Raw genomic sequence first — 12,617 nt, 5'->3', positions numbered from 1 at the left:
AGAGAGGGGTTGTGCCCTATGAAGGGGCGGAGCCGGGCGGCGCGAGTAATCGCCCGCCTGACGCAGTGGTATCAGAACCGAGTTGAGGAACGCCGGGCCTTGGCAGGCAACCATCCGGCCCAGCGCTCCCTCGCGGCACTGCAGGTAGTTCTGCTCCTCGCGAGAATCACGTTGGTGGTTCTGCAAGTGGCGAACGAAGTGCACCACTTTTGATCTGATGTGCATCGGGTCGGCCCGCAGCCAGCGGGTCGGCCCTCCTGTACTCGTTCGCAACGTCACGTGATCTACCAGCAGCGTTACTGCTCCCGCAATATGTATCCGTATCCGGAAGCCGCGTCACTGTAAGCCTTGCGTTGACCCCCTGAAAAGGGGACACCGGATAAGGCTCCCCCATCGTATGTGGCAGGAGTCACTTTCCTCGTCAACAACGTGATGAAAATGCCCAGCTCAGGCCACCCGCTGCCCAACATTTATGTGACGCAGATCGCGTGACTGGGCTCTCAACAACAGATGCCACGCTCGAAAGGACTACCTGTTCGCTCAGCTGGCGTGCAGGACCCACTGGCGGCGCTCTTGTGAGTGAAGGCCGAGTAGCCAGCCGGTAGACCGGGTCCGACAGGCACCCGAGCGGCATAGACGGTCCGGCGCATCGCCCCGTACTCCTTCAACGCCACCTCGGCCTCCCGAAGGTGACCGACGAGGACATCGACACCGCACTCGGCATCACTCCCGACACCCCAAGAATTACGAGTACTTCTGATCACCGTTTGCCCGACGTAGGTGCAGCGCACCCGTGACTGTGGTCGAGCCGTTCCAGGCTTCACTGATGTTCGGATCGTCACGCGTTACGTCGTCACCTCGCACGTTGCTACCGAGGAGACGTTTTCCTTATTTCCCCACTTCACAGGGCTGCAAGACCGCTGCCGTGTACGTCACGCGTGACAAGGTCACACGTACATTGGTGCGTCGCGGTCTGCGGTGATATTTCTCCTGAGGAGGCCGGTACGGTTGGTCGGCCAGCGGACCGGAGGAACGTTTGCGCGCATTGGCTTCTCCTACGCTGCTCCGGTGGTTCATCCCCGGTGAACTCCGTGCTCTGCGGGAACGGCTCGATCTGACTCAGGAGCAGGTTGCTCAGCGTCTGCGGCGCGATCGTAGTTACGTGGCGCAGATCGAGCGGGGCCGAAACCTGCCCTCCGCACCGGATCTGGAGATCATGCTGGAGTTCTTCGGCGTGGGCCAGCGCGTCCCGGAGATGATCCGGCTGCGTGATGCGGCCGACTTTGGCGAGGACTGGTTCAAGGAGTGGGAAGGCGCCGCACCGGCGTGGTTCAACCTCATGCTCGCCGCCGAGCGGGTGGCTGACGAGGTGGTGGCATACCAGGCGGGGGTGGTCCCTGGCCTGGCGCAGACCCGCGCCTACGCCGAGGCCCTGATCCGGGACCTGATGCCGGAGCTGTCCGATGAGGAGGTGCGGGCTCGTGTCGAGCTGCGCGCCACCCGGCAGCAGGTTCTTGACCGCCGTACCCCGCCGACGGTGCATTGGCTCATCGAGGAGGCGGTGCTGTATCAGTGCCGTTTCGGTGTCGAGGTGACGCAGGAACAGCTGACCCGGGTGGCGGAGCTGGCGGCTCGCCCCTGGATCACGATCCAGGTCGTGCCGTCCGCAGCCGGGCCTCACCCGGGTATTCACGGTAGTTTCCTGATTCTCGATCTGCCCGATTTGCCGTTCGCGCCGTCGCTCGCCTATAGCGACGGCCCGCTGGAGGGAACCTACTTCAGTACGAAACCCGAAATCGCCCAGTACCGCGAGAAGTTCCACCGCATCGCAGCCCTCGCCTACAAGCCGGAACCCTCGCGCGAGTTGATCGTGAACGCCGGCGCGCGCCTGCGATGAGGTACGAGGATCTGCCCCAGGGGCTGGTATGGACGACGTCCTCCTACAGCGACGCGAAGGGTGATTGTGTCGAGGTGGCGCTGTGTGAGGGGCACGTGCTGGTGCGTGATTCGAAAAACCGTGCCGGCGGCGCGCTCCGCATGAGCCAGCCGGGGTTCGCGGCGCTGGTTCAGTCCGCGAAGGACCTGCCGAACCGGGAAGCAGCGGGATGATGCGGAGTCCCGCGGCTGGCCGCGGGACTCGCTGGCACCACAGGACGGGCCACACCGCGACCGGTGAGCCCGGGGTGGCAAGCTGGCCGACCGGCAACACCGCGTTCAGATCAAGGCAGGACACGGTCGCGACCGGGCCAGCACAGGCCACCCAGATGTCTCCTGATGACATCGGCCGCGTCACCAGCCGACCATGACGCTTCGCCGGCTGTGCCCCGTTGGGGTTCCCGGCCGGTGTGCCGGTGAGGGAACTACCCGGCAGACTGAGCGTCCGATGCACCTGTGATGGGGCGGCGAGTGAAGGGGATCCAGCACATGGACAACACGGTGGGGAAGCCGATACGGGCCATGTCGGAGGATGAGGCACGGCGGTTGTTCCAAGCGTCGACGGACAAGCCGCACGAGGGACGCATCTACGACTGGTATTTGGGCGGCAACTCGAACTACGCCGTAGACCGGGACTTCGCCGACGCACAGATCAGGCTCCTGCCGGATATACCGTGGGCGGCCAGGCAGAACCGTGGGTACCTGGCCCGCGCCGTCCAGTACATGATCAACGAGGGTGTCCGGCAGTTCATCGACATCGGCTCGGGGCTGCCGACCCAGGGCAACGTGCACCAGCTGGCCGAGCGGTTCGCGCCGGGCGAGTGCCACGTCATCTACGCCGACCACGATCCTGTCGCCTCGGCGCATGCCTATCTGCTGCTGGAACAGTCCGGCCAGCTCGAGCGCAACGTACCGATCAACGGGGACTTCTTGCGCTACGAGGAGCTGTGGACCGCCATCAGGGAGACCGGGCTGATCGATCTGGGCCGGCCGGTCGGGCTGTTGCTGGTGGCGCTGCTGCACTTCGTGCCTGATGACGCCGCAGCCGACCAGGCGGTGCGCTACTTCCGGGAGCTGCTGCCGTCGGGGTCGTGCCTGGCCATCTCCCACGCCAGCACCGAGCACATGTCGGTGGACGCGAAGGCACGACTGGAGAACGTGCTGAAGAACTACGACGCGGCGACGTCCAAGGCCCGCACCCGCACGCGCGCGCAGGTGCGGGACTTCTTCGGGGACTGGGAACTGGCCGACCCTCCGGGCCTCGTGTGGACTCCGGAGTGGACCATGCCCGGTCTGGAGCAGGAGTCCCTGGTCGGCGAGATGGACGCCAGCCGATCGCAGGCCATCGCCGGGCTAGCGCGTAAGCCCTGACACGAGCGCGATGCCGCCTGGCACACTCACCTCGTCCCCCGTTCCTTGGCTTTCGCCGCGGCCCGGAAGGTATTGGCGCGAGCGTGCAGCTTGTCGGCTAAGGCACCCATCTCACGGGCCAGTGACTCCAGGTCGGGCTGGTCCGCGACTCGCCAGCGGTTCACCTGTTCACGGATGCCGATGGCCAGGCGTTGCGCTTCATGCGCGAGCAGGTAGCAGTCATGGGCGTCGTAGAACTCCACAGCCGGGTTGGTGAGGTGTTCCAGGTAGGAGCTCATGCCGGCTGCCAATCACGAGTGACGGTGTCACGCGTGACAGTGTCGCTTACCTCGTTCCGTTTCTGCTAGCTCGAAACACCCTCATCGGTGTCCCGGTGAGGTGGAGCGAACGTGGACGCCGGGACGCGTACGACACCGCTCGTGGGACCCGTTCCCGGCCCGTATCGTTTCGCTGGTGACTACGACGCCCCCATCCCGGCGGCGCGCCACGACGGCCATCGGTCTCACGCCCGATGTCGTTCTCGGCGTGGCGCTCGAGGTGGTCGTCGACCACGGTCTCGAGGGCCTGCACATGCGCGAGGTTGCTGAGCGGCTCCGCTGCAACCCCACGGTCATCTATCACCACATCGGCAACCGGGAGAAGCTGCGTGCCGCCATCGTCGAACGGGCCGCGGACATGGTGCCGCTACCGCCGCCGTTGGGACCGGAGGATTCGTGGGCCGAGGCCCTGACCCAGCTGGCCGCCGGGATGCGGGACACGCTGCTGCCGCTGCGTGGCGTGGCCGGGCAGCTCGCGATCACCGCGTCGGCCGACCCGGACCGGTTCAAGGTCATCACCTACGCCACCGAGGTGCTGACCGCTGCCGGGCACACCGGGGCGGCATGGGCGGCCAAGCTGTTCGTGCGGGCGATCTGCTCGGAGATCGCCCTCGACAGCGGCGCCGACGATTTCCGTAATGCCGTGTCCCTGCTCATCGGCGGCCTGGGAGCCACCCGGTAACCGTGCCGTTCCATCAGCGTGAGAAGCCCCTGCGCTCAACCCGAAGGGGAGCGCAGGGGCCGCGTGACCGCCGGATAGCTCGGCGGCCGCCGTCATGCCGCATCCTTGGGCGGTGGCGTGTCGTCGGGATCGTCGTTCGGCCTCAGCTGCGAACGTAGCTGTTCATTCAGTGCCCATTCGTGTTTGTTCATGAATCGGGGAACGAGGACCTCGGCACCGTCGCTGAGCTCCGGGCTTTCCATGAGGATAGACATGATTCGTTGCCATAATTTGCGGAACATCGCGGCTGCCTTAGTGGTCGTTATTATATACATATCGATACTCGATGTGACACCAATCTTTTTTTGTGTCATTCCACCGGAACAACGAATCGTGGTCTAACCTGGCTGTTAGCTCTGTCGTCACACACGATTTCTTTGAAGGCAGTAGAGCGATTACCAGTGTATTCGCTGACGTGGTCTCGACTCGTATTAAAGTGCCGCTGGCAAAACTGGCTGACTCGCTGTCATCCTTCCATCGATGCGTATGCAACCTCATCGGTTCCCCGAGATACTCTGCCAACATGTGCGCGGTTTCTTGGGTGACTTTTTGTGGGGGAAGCTCGATCTCGGGGGCGGGGCCGTTTTTCTCCAGTTCCGTCATTGACCTGGCGAAGTCTGCCTTGGGGTCGATGCCTTCTCTTTTTGCCCACTCTTCTAGATTTTCTAGATTTTTGCGAAACTTGTCATCGATCGCGGGTTCCGGTTTCTGCATATCTGTCATTGGGCGTCACTGCCACCGTTTTGAAAGGTGTTCATCAGCCCGGAAATGGACCGTATTTGTTCCGCAGGATCATTATGGATTCGCTCTAGTGCCTGGTCCATTGCGGCCAATTCGCCCGGTGCGAGCTTGGCTCGTGCTTCTTTTTGCGACAAGCCAATATTCCGGTAGTGGCTGTATTTGACCATCGCTTTGTCGCCGGGAGTGTTCAGTCCGGCTTCGGCGAGGACCTCATCGCTCAGGTAGGAAGGTTCCTCCGTGGGGTCGTCCGTAGACATACTCTTCTCCGTTGAATCGAGGTTGAGCATTTCAAGGGCGTGACAACTCGCGAATGTGTTTTTTCTAGTGTGGTTACCGGTCGTTTCCGCGATGGAGGAGTCGCCTCCGGGTTCACGATGATCTCGCCGTGCGCTGTCCTTTGCCTTTAGGTCACGTGCGCGACCCAGCGGGTCAGGAACATCAGCACACACAACTCCTGGGCCTCGTCGTGGCCGGTGAGTTCACCGAACATGTCGGGGATCGTGGCGGTCTCGCCCGCGGCCGCTCGGGCTATCAGCCGGCAGGAGATGATCTCCACAGTGGCGAGCTGGTCCAGGTCCGGTGACAACGTGCTGGCGTCGGAGTGGGTCACCGATCCGTGGGTGGAGGTGACTGGTTCGCCCGGGTTGTAGGCGCGGCCCAGCAGCCGGGCCAGGATCATCGCCGCGGTCGCGCGTGCTGGGCGGCTGGAGAATGCGAGGCCGAGGTGCGAGACAGTGGCGTGCGCCAGGACCAGCTCCTCCAGTTCCTGTCGAGCCCAGTACAGCGCCACCAGCCGAGTCAGCGGGGTCGCCAGGTCCAGCAGGTCCTGACGATCGATCGAGACCATCACCGCGGTGAGCGCGGCCATCAGCCGCACGTACCGCGACGGCACCACGGTGCGAGGCAAGTCCTGGGCAACCATCCTGAGCAGCATCAGCGCGAGTTGTTGCTGATCGGCGCGGTCCCACACGTCCACCACGGCGAGCGTGGCCCGCATCTGGTCCTCGTCGTGGGCGGCGGCGGCGCCGAGCAGGTGCATCACCGTGGTCGCCTTCGCGTCCTCACCGTGCCCGGCCAGCATCGTGCCGAACGTGGCGTCACGGGTGACGTTGTCACGTGTGGTTCCTCGGGAAAGTATCTCGGCGACCAGGTCGCCGACGTCGATGCCGCCAGCGAGGACCAGGTCGGCGAGCTCGAGGTCGAAGTCGTCGACCGGGCCGGCGACCAGCGCACCGGGCAGCTCGCCGTGGCTGAACTCGCCCAGCAGGTACGCCCAGTGCCGCAGGAGCAGGATCAGTAGCGGGCTCTGCTCACTGCTCACGTCGAGCAGCACCGTGTGCACCGTGTCGAGGTCGTTCTCCCACGTCGCGGTCACGCAGGTGTCCGAGGCCGCGAGCATCGTCCTCAACAGCCGCTGATCCTCGGTCTCCTCGGTCATACCCGGCCCTCCGGGCGTGGATATGGGTCCCACACGGGGGCCATCGGGTCTCCGCGCAGGTCGGCGTCGTGCAGGTTGACCAGGTGCATCCCCCGCCACGGCCGGAAGCCGACCTTCTCGATCAGAGACACCGCCCGCACGCACGCGAGCTCGGCGGACACCCGGTCAGGCACGAGCTCGATCCAGTCGACGGGCGAGAGCCGGCACACCGCGAACCGGGCGAACGGCCCCATCATCGCCAGCGACGCGGCGAGGAGACCGACACCGAGGCCGTGACCGCGCCACGCCGGCTCGACCTCGATCCTGCGCAGTACCACCATGCGGGCCGGGCCGTCCGGCATCGTGGTGTCGACCTCGAACCGCAGCGCACCGGTGCTCGTGAACAGCGTCTCGACGATGTACTCGACGGTCAGGTCGTTCCCGATCCCCAGGTCGGCGAGCCCGTCCTCGGGCGCAAGGGTGGCCAGATCGAGCAGTACATCCGCGACGTGCGGCGTCGGGCACGGTATCGACTCGCGCACGCTCGCGGTCACTTGCCACGATTCCAGCGCCTCGTCCGACGCGTCCAGCCGCCACCAGGGCCGCGGATACGAGCGGCGGGCCAGGTCGATGTACCGCACGTCTACCGGCAGCCGGGCGGAGGAATGCGTGCCGATGCTCATTCCGGTATCCCTTCTGTGTAGCCTGAAAACCATTTCCGTTTCACCTGGTGGATCCACCTCGAAGACAGGAATGCGGTCGTCGTCCCGCCCGAGGGGGAGAGCGGGACGACGACCGACTGGGAGGGCTGGCAGCACCTGGCCATCAACCGGCAAAAAGGGGCAAACTTGCTGGTCAATGACCTTGTACCGCCAACAAGTGACGCTAGTCGATGTTACTGGTTGAAACAAGCCGTTCACCCGCAAAGCCGAGTCCTTACTAAACTGTGCGTCACATGTGACACAATTTTGTGTGGATTCGGCAGGTAATTGGCGGGCTCGCTGACCGTCAAGCTGATCCAAAGCCATTTCGGCACACTGAGGGGCGTGGCCTCGGCCGTCGCGAAACGGCGAAACGAGCGGGCTCTATCTCGTGCCGCCAACGGACCGGGCGGAATGATCGTCAATTGTTGACACTAGGCCAAACGGGTTACCGTCAAGCGATGCGGGCCCGGGTGACGTCGATGTCACCGGGATGCCCTACGCCATCGCGCCGATGCTGGCATCGACGGCGACCTACCCGGGGGCCAGCTGGCTGCGTGAGTGGAAGTGGGACGGTTTTCGGTGTTTCATGACGGTCGCACCGAACGGCACCACCAAGCCGACTAGCCGCAACGGCAACGACCTCACGTCGGCCTTCCCCGAGTTGGCCGCGGTGTTCGCCGACGCCCTGACCGGCAGGGCCGCGGTTCTCGATGGGGTGCCCCATCAGCTGTACGGCTGGCCGTTCGGATGGCTGGCGAAAGCCACCTCGAACGGATCGACGACCTCGTCGTATTCGGTCGCAGAGATAGCGGGCTGCCACGAAGCGTTCTCAGTGTCCAGCTCGTCACGCAGGCGGTCCTTGTCGGTGAGGTCCGCGACGGATGATCGTGCCTGGCTGCCATACGTCTGACCACGGAATGCGGCCATGATGCGGCGGTAGTCTTCCTTAGACATTTCAAAAACCCCGCGTCGTTCGTGGGGTCGAGCCCCTAGCCGCAATGAGGGGAGGTTCGATGGTGGCCGGGGGCTCCGGTACGGAACATGGCCTCGACCGGCTAGGAGATCCATGCCCCGTGGCCTCGGGTAAGCCCGATCTCCATACGTCCGCGCCGTCGGATCTGCGCACGCAAGGCATCGGTCGACGGCGACTCTTCGACGATCTCCACGATGAACGGATGGTCCGGCCGGGGAGGCACGGCACCCTCGTATGGCTCCTCCGTGTACACGCGAAGGCTGAACTGCTGGCTGGGGCCATTGCCGACTAACGGGTTAGGGGCGGCGGCATTCAATTCTTCAGCCGTCATCTGGACGCGACCACCTTGCTTGGCCACGACAGCGATCAAAATGTTGATGATGTGCCCCTGGGTCAACTCTAGGCCGTATCGCTTCGCCATTTAATTGCTGCTCTCCGCTAGCGAACGTGTAGAAATCATCTGGATCGAATGCAACGCCTTCGTCGACAGCGCACTGACCGCACAGCGGGTGACCGTCCAGGTCTTCACGCCACTCCTCCTCTACGGGTGTCTGCTGGCGGGGTATGAGGCATGACCAGCACGTTACCTGGCCATACTGGTCGACCTCTCGACTACAGCGGGGTTCATACTGTGTAGACATGGCGGACCTGGCTAACGCGTTGCTAAGTGGATGATTGAACGCCGTTTGGCACTATTCAGCGCGCGATGCGAACGGAAGGCCCATCGCCCGAATGACGCAAAGAAAAAGGCATTCGATTTTAGCAGCTGAAACGGCATGGAATCACATTCACTCGTTTCCGAGTGCAATTCATCGCCAATTGTCGGGCGCTTCTTCTTTCACTGCCTCCCTCTTCGTGTCTCGTAGGTGATCTTGGTCTCAACGATCAAGATTAATAAGCCCTGTTCAGGGCTTGAAGTGTAGCACATGCAAGTCATTTCGCCTTGTATGTACGACACATGAGGTAGATGGGTGCCAGTACCTTGCCCCGCTGATGACGAGCGAGCCCGAGGGCGATGAGGACACCGACCTCAGCCAGACGGATGAGCAGGTGTGGCTGGTAGCTCTTGGCCAGCGCATCCGCACGCGTCGGCGTGCCCTGAATCTCACGCAGGCGGACCTTGCCCGTCGTGCACGGTTTGACCGTTCGGGTATCGCAGAGTTGGAGGAGGGCGGCCGGAACCTCCGGTTGAGCAGCCTGCGCCGCCTCGCCGAGGCGCTCAAGATGCACCCGGCGGACTTGCTCGAAGACCGGCCCGGCCGACGTAAGTCGAACTAGGTCGTCGCGTTCCCTCCGTTCAGCTTCCGCAGGTATGGGCCGTCAGGTTCGCCGGGTCAAGACGGTGTGCTTTGTCGGCGGCGGTGATGACTTGTATGGCTAGCGTGTCGATCACGGAATTACACGAGCACGGTGGGACAAGTCGCCGATCGGTGGTCCTTCCAAGTCCGGGCTGCCCGCGCGAGCGTTTGCTTCCAGTCCTCGTCCAGCTGTTCCCGTGCAATCTCGTTCCACATTGTGGTGAGCGCCGCGACGAACACGTCGATCGCTGCCGGGCGGCTTCGACCCAGGCCGGGTAGTCGTTTGCAGCGGACCTCTTCTGACAGGGCTTCGAGATCGTCGATGATCTGGATCTCGTTGTCCGTCTCCGCCGGAGCCGGCGGCTTTAGGTAGACCATCATGGCCGTCATGGGAGGACGGGCTAATACTCGTAGCAACCGCAGCCCCTGTTGCACTTCCGCGTCGCGAACCGGGTGTTGCCGACCGTGACCGTCTCGCCGGTAGGTACATAGTTGTGCACGTCGTAGTTGTCGCTCTTGCGACATATGCAGCTTCCGCAGTCGGAAACCTTGTCGCCGTTGCGATTTACGTTGCACAAGTCTGAGTTCCTGTTCCTGTGGTCTGATTCGTGTGATCCCGGTGGGTTCAAGCCTGGCGCATTGCGGCTAGCGCCCTCGGCGGCGAGGTGGCGGCAATCGGGGCAGCAGCGTCGTTCCGTGCACCGCCACCAGGGCACGCCGCATTCGCGGCAGACCGCAACGAGCATTCACGTTGGCCCCTACACCGTCGCCGACGTGGCGGCTGGGTCGGACTCGGTTTCGTTATGGGGTTTGCGGCCTTCAACAGCGTTGTGCACCAGTAGCGCGCGCATTTCGAGGGCGCCAAGGGTCAGGAAGGCCGGGAGGACAACCAGGAACGCGCGAGGCACGTTGAGCAGCCACGTCGCGAGCATGGCGGCACCGAGGGTTGCTTCGAGGAGCGGCAGAGCGTTTGCGGGCCAACCTGTTTGAGCGAGACCTAAATACCACTGGCGATATGAACGGTCGGCCAACTTTCCGCATCGGGTGCAACCGTCTGGCCTATGGGTCCGCCGAATGATCCAGGTGGCAAGCAGTAACAGCAGTGCTGGAGCGGCCACCGCGGCGAATGGGACGCCGTGCCCCGCTGGATGGCCGCATGTGGCGGGGCACGGACCGGCGTGTACGGACCAAACGAGCCCGCTTGCCACGAACGCGGCGCAGGCCGTAAGGACAACCCAGGCGATATGCGCGATGTGCGCAACGAACTTCACAATTAGCCTTTCTCTTATAGAGGTTGTAACAACTGTTCGTTGGATCGATTGATTTGTTCTCGGTGTTCGTCAGCTCAGGCAGAAGATCCCAAACGCCAGCACAAGTACCAGCAGCCAGCCGCCGCACGCCAACGTGTTGGCATGCGGCTGAGCGGGACCGTCACAGGCGTTGCAGGCCCGACAGAACTCGCTGCATCAGCTCACGTGTGACGACTGCGGGGAACCACCACCGCCGGGAATTCCTCGTTGTCCGCGCAGGCCATGCAGTCGATGCACCACAGCAGCGGAATCAGGTGTTGAACTCCGACATGCCATTTTCCATATCCGTGTCGGTGCACCAGCCTTCGTTCACGAGCTGGAGACCGATGAGCCCGAAGCCGTTTCGCCGAGTCCGGGTCCTCCCGGAATTTGTAGAGCATCGTGGTGAAACCAGAAAAGCCCGAGCAAGCCACCGCGGCTCCGTACCGTGACCCCACTGGCGATCAGGAAGTCGGCCAGTTCTACGACCGGTCCCAGGTCGCACGTGCGGGCAGCACGGCGAAACGCTTGGATCAACTCGGTCTCGAAGGCATCGACTGCTTGATCGGTTAGCGGGTTCGGGCTTCCTGGCCATCCTCAGCTCGCTAGTCGGGCGAATCAGTCGGTTTCGTAGGTGAGCACGAGCCTGCTATGGGTTTTGTCGATCACTGGTCCGGGCAATTCGCTGTCAGGGGTGTCGGCGGGGTAGGCGACGAGGGTGGGTTTGCGTTTGTCGCGGTGCATGGACCAGGCCCGGATTTCGTCGCAGAGGTGGCGGGCGAGTTCGGTCGCGGCGGGGCCGTGCCCGGTGGCGCCTAGCTCCCATCGGGTGGTGTCGCCGTCCTCGTGGCGGCGGGAGGTGAGGTAGGCCAGCGAGCTGCCCTCCACGAGCGCGGGTGCGCGACCGGGTGAGATCGGGTCGCAGACCGTGGGCTTGGTGTCGGCGGGGACGTTGAGGCGGCACACGCGTGGGTCGGTGACGGTCAGCCGCAGCCACACCCCGTCGTGGGGCTCGTCGCCCGCGATGGTGACGCCGGACCATTCGGTGCTGCGGGGCCGATCGAGCACCCCGTGCAGGGCTTCGAGGTCGAAGGGCTGGTCTTGGTCCCAGTGCAGCCGGATGGTCTCGTCGTCGGTGATCGGCGCGGACTGTTCGCCTTCGTCGTCGCCGACGAGGTAGACGAAGCCACACAGTTCGATCGAGTCGGCGATCAGCCGCCCATCGCGGTAGGTGAACGCGACCGAGCGGGCCTGGCCGCGCCACCGAAGCGGCAGCACCACGCGGGCGCCGGGGGCGAGCTGGCGCCACCACGCCCAGGGAATGTCCCACGGAGAGACGGTGGCGATCAGCCGGTCGTACGGGCCGTGCTCGGGAACGCCGAGCGCGCCGTCGCCGGTGACCACATGTACGCCTGGGTAGCCTGCGGCGGCCAGGTTGTGGGTGGCTTGGGCGGTGACGTCGGCGTCGATGTCGATGGTGACCACGTTGCTGTCCTCGCCGGTCAGCTCGGCGAGCAGGCTGGCGTTGTACCCGGTCCCGGCGCCGATCTCGAGGATCTTGTCGCCGGGTTCGACGGCGAGCTGGTCGAGCATCATCGCGACGACGAACGGCGCGGAGGCGCAGGAGAGCGAGGTGCCGTCGGCGAAGCGGTGGGTGATCACCGCCTGCCAGGGGTTGTGTGCGGCGTCCAGGTTGGCTTCGGGCACGAACTCGTGCCGCGGTACCTCACGCAGCACCCGCGCCACCTCGGGGCGCTTCGCGTAGCCCTTCTCCTGGACCTTGGCAAGCATGATCTCGCGCCGGGCCTCAGGTGAGCTCGCGGCGGTGTCCGTGGTGTTGTTCATCGCTCC

At 64.1% G+C, this 12,617-nt stretch carries 16 protein-coding genes and 1 pseudogene; 6 read left to right on the top strand and 11 right to left on the bottom strand.

What is annotated here, in order from left to right; all coding sequences use genetic code 11:
- The first annotated feature begins 1,045 nt into the window (after positions 1-1,045).
- The 3 genes from GKO32_RS24765 to GKO32_RS24755 all read left to right on the top strand — a co-directional run bounded on the left by GKO32_RS24765 (position 1,046) and on the right by GKO32_RS24755 (position 3,306).
- Positions 1,046-1,897 (top strand): helix-turn-helix domain-containing protein, encoded by an 852-nt coding sequence (locus GKO32_RS24765; RefSeq protein WP_166459718.1) that lies wholly within the window; start codon positions 1,046-1,048, stop codon positions 1,895-1,897.
- On the top strand, positions 1,894-2,109 hold the full coding sequence (locus GKO32_RS24760; RefSeq protein ID WP_154759305.1) for a DUF397 domain-containing protein: 216 nt from the start codon (positions 1,894-1,896) through the stop codon (positions 2,107-2,109). Before GKO32_RS24765 ends, GKO32_RS24760 begins: the two co-directional genes overlap by 4 nt.
- A gap of 315 nt (positions 2,110-2,424) precedes the next feature.
- Entirely contained in the window at positions 2,425-3,306 is an 882-nt protein-coding gene (locus GKO32_RS24755; RefSeq protein WP_246244601.1) for an SAM-dependent methyltransferase, read from the top strand.
- A 26-nt stretch (positions 3,307-3,332) separates the two neighbouring features.
- On the opposite strand, the gene GKO32_RS24750 is transcribed toward GKO32_RS24755, so the two are convergent.
- A complete protein-coding gene (locus GKO32_RS24750) occupies positions 3,333-3,584 on the bottom strand; it encodes a hypothetical protein (RefSeq protein ID WP_154759304.1) in 252 nt (83 codons plus the stop codon).
- 175 nt (positions 3,585-3,759) lie between these two features.
- On the opposite strand from GKO32_RS24750, the gene GKO32_RS24745 reads away from it, so the two are divergent.
- Positions 3,760-4,305: a TetR/AcrR family transcriptional regulator gene (locus tag GKO32_RS24745; protein WP_166459717.1), complete on the top strand. Its 546-nt coding sequence runs from the start codon at positions 3,760-3,762 to the stop codon at positions 4,303-4,305.
- 92 nt (positions 4,306-4,397) lie between these two features.
- Here the strand turns inward: GKO32_RS24745 and GKO32_RS24740 are convergent, their stop codons facing one another.
- The 5 genes from GKO32_RS24740 to GKO32_RS24720 all read right to left on the bottom strand — a co-directional run bounded on the left by GKO32_RS24740 (position 4,398) and on the right by GKO32_RS24720 (position 7,185).
- Complete coding sequence (locus GKO32_RS24740; protein WP_154759302.1) at positions 4,398-4,586, bottom strand: hypothetical protein; 189 nt, start codon at positions 4,584-4,586, stop codon at positions 4,398-4,400.
- A gap of 10 nt (positions 4,587-4,596) precedes the next feature.
- Positions 4,597-5,067, bottom strand: coding sequence for a hypothetical protein (locus GKO32_RS24735; RefSeq protein ID WP_154759301.1), 471 nt, complete (start codon positions 5,065-5,067; stop codon positions 4,597-4,599).
- A complete protein-coding gene (locus GKO32_RS24730) occupies positions 5,064-5,342 on the bottom strand; it encodes a hypothetical protein (protein WP_154759300.1) in 279 nt (92 codons plus the stop codon). Before GKO32_RS24730 ends, GKO32_RS24735 begins: the two co-directional genes overlap by 4 nt.
- 146 nt (positions 5,343-5,488) lie before the next feature.
- On the bottom strand, positions 5,489-6,523 hold the full coding sequence (locus GKO32_RS24725; protein WP_154759299.1) for a hypothetical protein: 1,035 nt from the start codon (positions 6,521-6,523) through the stop codon (positions 5,489-5,491).
- Positions 6,520-7,185, bottom strand: coding sequence for a hypothetical protein (locus tag GKO32_RS24720; RefSeq protein WP_154759298.1), 666 nt, complete (start codon positions 7,183-7,185; stop codon positions 6,520-6,522). Before GKO32_RS24720 ends, GKO32_RS24725 begins: the two co-directional genes overlap by 4 nt.
- A 511-nt stretch (positions 7,186-7,696) precedes the next feature.
- On the opposite strand from GKO32_RS24720, the pseudogene GKO32_RS39300 reads away from it, so the two are divergent.
- Positions 7,697-7,909 (top strand): annotated as a pseudogene (locus GKO32_RS39300) (ATP-dependent DNA ligase); the annotation flags it as partial.
- Positions 7,910-7,929: 20 nt separating this feature from the next.
- On the opposite strand, the gene GKO32_RS39295 reads toward GKO32_RS39300, so the two are convergent.
- Positions 7,930-8,160 (bottom strand): hypothetical protein, encoded by a 231-nt coding sequence (locus GKO32_RS39295; RefSeq protein ID WP_246244630.1) that lies wholly within the window; start codon positions 8,158-8,160, stop codon positions 7,930-7,932.
- Positions 8,161-8,261: 101 nt separating this feature from the next.
- The gene (locus GKO32_RS24710; RefSeq protein WP_154759296.1) at positions 8,262-8,600 is read right to left on the bottom strand and encodes a hypothetical protein; all 339 of its coding nucleotides are present in this window, start codon (positions 8,598-8,600) and stop codon (positions 8,262-8,264) included.
- Positions 8,601-9,172: 572 nt separating this feature from the next.
- Between GKO32_RS24710 and GKO32_RS24705 the strand changes: the two genes are divergently transcribed.
- Positions 9,173-9,457, top strand: coding sequence for a helix-turn-helix domain-containing protein (locus GKO32_RS24705; protein WP_154759295.1), 285 nt, complete (start codon positions 9,173-9,175; stop codon positions 9,455-9,457).
- Positions 9,458-9,576: 119 nt separating this feature from the next.
- Here GKO32_RS24705 and GKO32_RS24700 read toward each other — a convergent pair whose 3' ends face one another.
- From GKO32_RS24700 to fxlM, 3 genes are all read right to left on the bottom strand, one after another.
- The gene (locus GKO32_RS24700) at positions 9,577-9,858 is read right to left on the bottom strand and encodes a hypothetical protein (protein WP_166459716.1); all 282 of its coding nucleotides are present in this window, start codon (positions 9,856-9,858) and stop codon (positions 9,577-9,579) included.
- Between the two features lie 377 nt (positions 9,859-10,235).
- Entirely contained in the window at positions 10,236-10,409 is a 174-nt protein-coding gene (locus GKO32_RS24695; protein WP_154759293.1) for a hypothetical protein, read from the bottom strand.
- A gap of 975 nt (positions 10,410-11,384) precedes the next feature.
- Positions 11,385-12,611 carry a methyltransferase, FxLD system gene (fxlM, locus tag GKO32_RS24690; protein WP_154759292.1) on the bottom strand — a complete coding sequence of 409 codons (1,227 nt, stop codon included), beginning with the start codon at positions 12,609-12,611 and terminating at the stop codon, positions 11,385-11,387.
- Positions 12,612-12,617: the final 6 nt, after the last annotated feature.

It is taken from the genome of Amycolatopsis pithecellobii, from assembly GCF_009707865.1.
GTDB classification, from domain to species: Bacteria; Actinomycetota; Actinomycetes; order Mycobacteriales; family Pseudonocardiaceae; genus Amycolatopsis_E; species Amycolatopsis_E pithecellobii.
The sequence above is the reverse complement of the archived record's forward strand: the minus strand, read 5'-3'. Positions and strand labels throughout refer to the sequence as shown.

Coding starts and splice junctions, on each gene's coding strand:
- GKO32_RS24760 (WP_154759305.1), top strand. CDS start 1,894: ATGAGGTACGAGGATCTGCCCCAGGGGCTGGTATGGACGACGTCCTCC.
- GKO32_RS24755 (WP_246244601.1), top strand. CDS start 2,425: ATGGACAACACGGTGGGGAAGCCGATACGGGCCATGTCGGAGGATGAG.
- GKO32_RS24750 (WP_154759304.1), bottom strand. CDS start 3,584: ATGAGCTCCTACCTGGAACACCTCACCAACCCGGCTGTGGAGTTCTAC.
- GKO32_RS24740 (WP_154759302.1), bottom strand. CDS start 4,586: ATGTTCCGCAAATTATGGCAACGAATCATGTCTATCCTCATGGAAAGC.
- GKO32_RS24735 (WP_154759301.1), bottom strand. CDS start 5,067: ATGACAGATATGCAGAAACCGGAACCCGCGATCGATGACAAGTTTCGC.
- GKO32_RS24730 (WP_154759300.1), bottom strand. CDS start 5,342: ATGTCTACGGACGACCCCACGGAGGAACCTTCCTACCTGAGCGATGAG.
- GKO32_RS24725 (WP_154759299.1), bottom strand. CDS start 6,523: ATGACCGAGGAGACCGAGGATCAGCGGCTGTTGAGGACGATGCTCGCG.
- GKO32_RS24720 (WP_154759298.1), bottom strand. CDS start 7,185: ATGAGCATCGGCACGCATTCCTCCGCCCGGCTGCCGGTAGACGTGCGG.
- GKO32_RS39295 (WP_246244630.1), bottom strand. CDS start 8,160: ATGTCTAAGGAAGACTACCGCCGCATCATGGCCGCATTCCGTGGTCAG.
- GKO32_RS24710 (WP_154759296.1), bottom strand. CDS start 8,600: ATGGCGAAGCGATACGGCCTAGAGTTGACCCAGGGGCACATCATCAAC.
- GKO32_RS24705 (WP_154759295.1), top strand. CDS start 9,173: ATGACGAGCGAGCCCGAGGGCGATGAGGACACCGACCTCAGCCAGACG.
- GKO32_RS24700 (WP_166459716.1), bottom strand. CDS start 9,858: ATGATGGTCTACCTAAAGCCGCCGGCTCCGGCGGAGACGGACAACGAG.
- GKO32_RS24695 (WP_154759293.1), bottom strand. CDS start 10,409: ATGCTCGCGACGTGGCTGCTCAACGTGCCTCGCGCGTTCCTGGTTGTC.
- fxlM (WP_154759292.1), bottom strand. CDS start 12,611: ATGAACAACACCACGGACACCGCCGCGAGCTCACCTGAGGCCCGGCGC.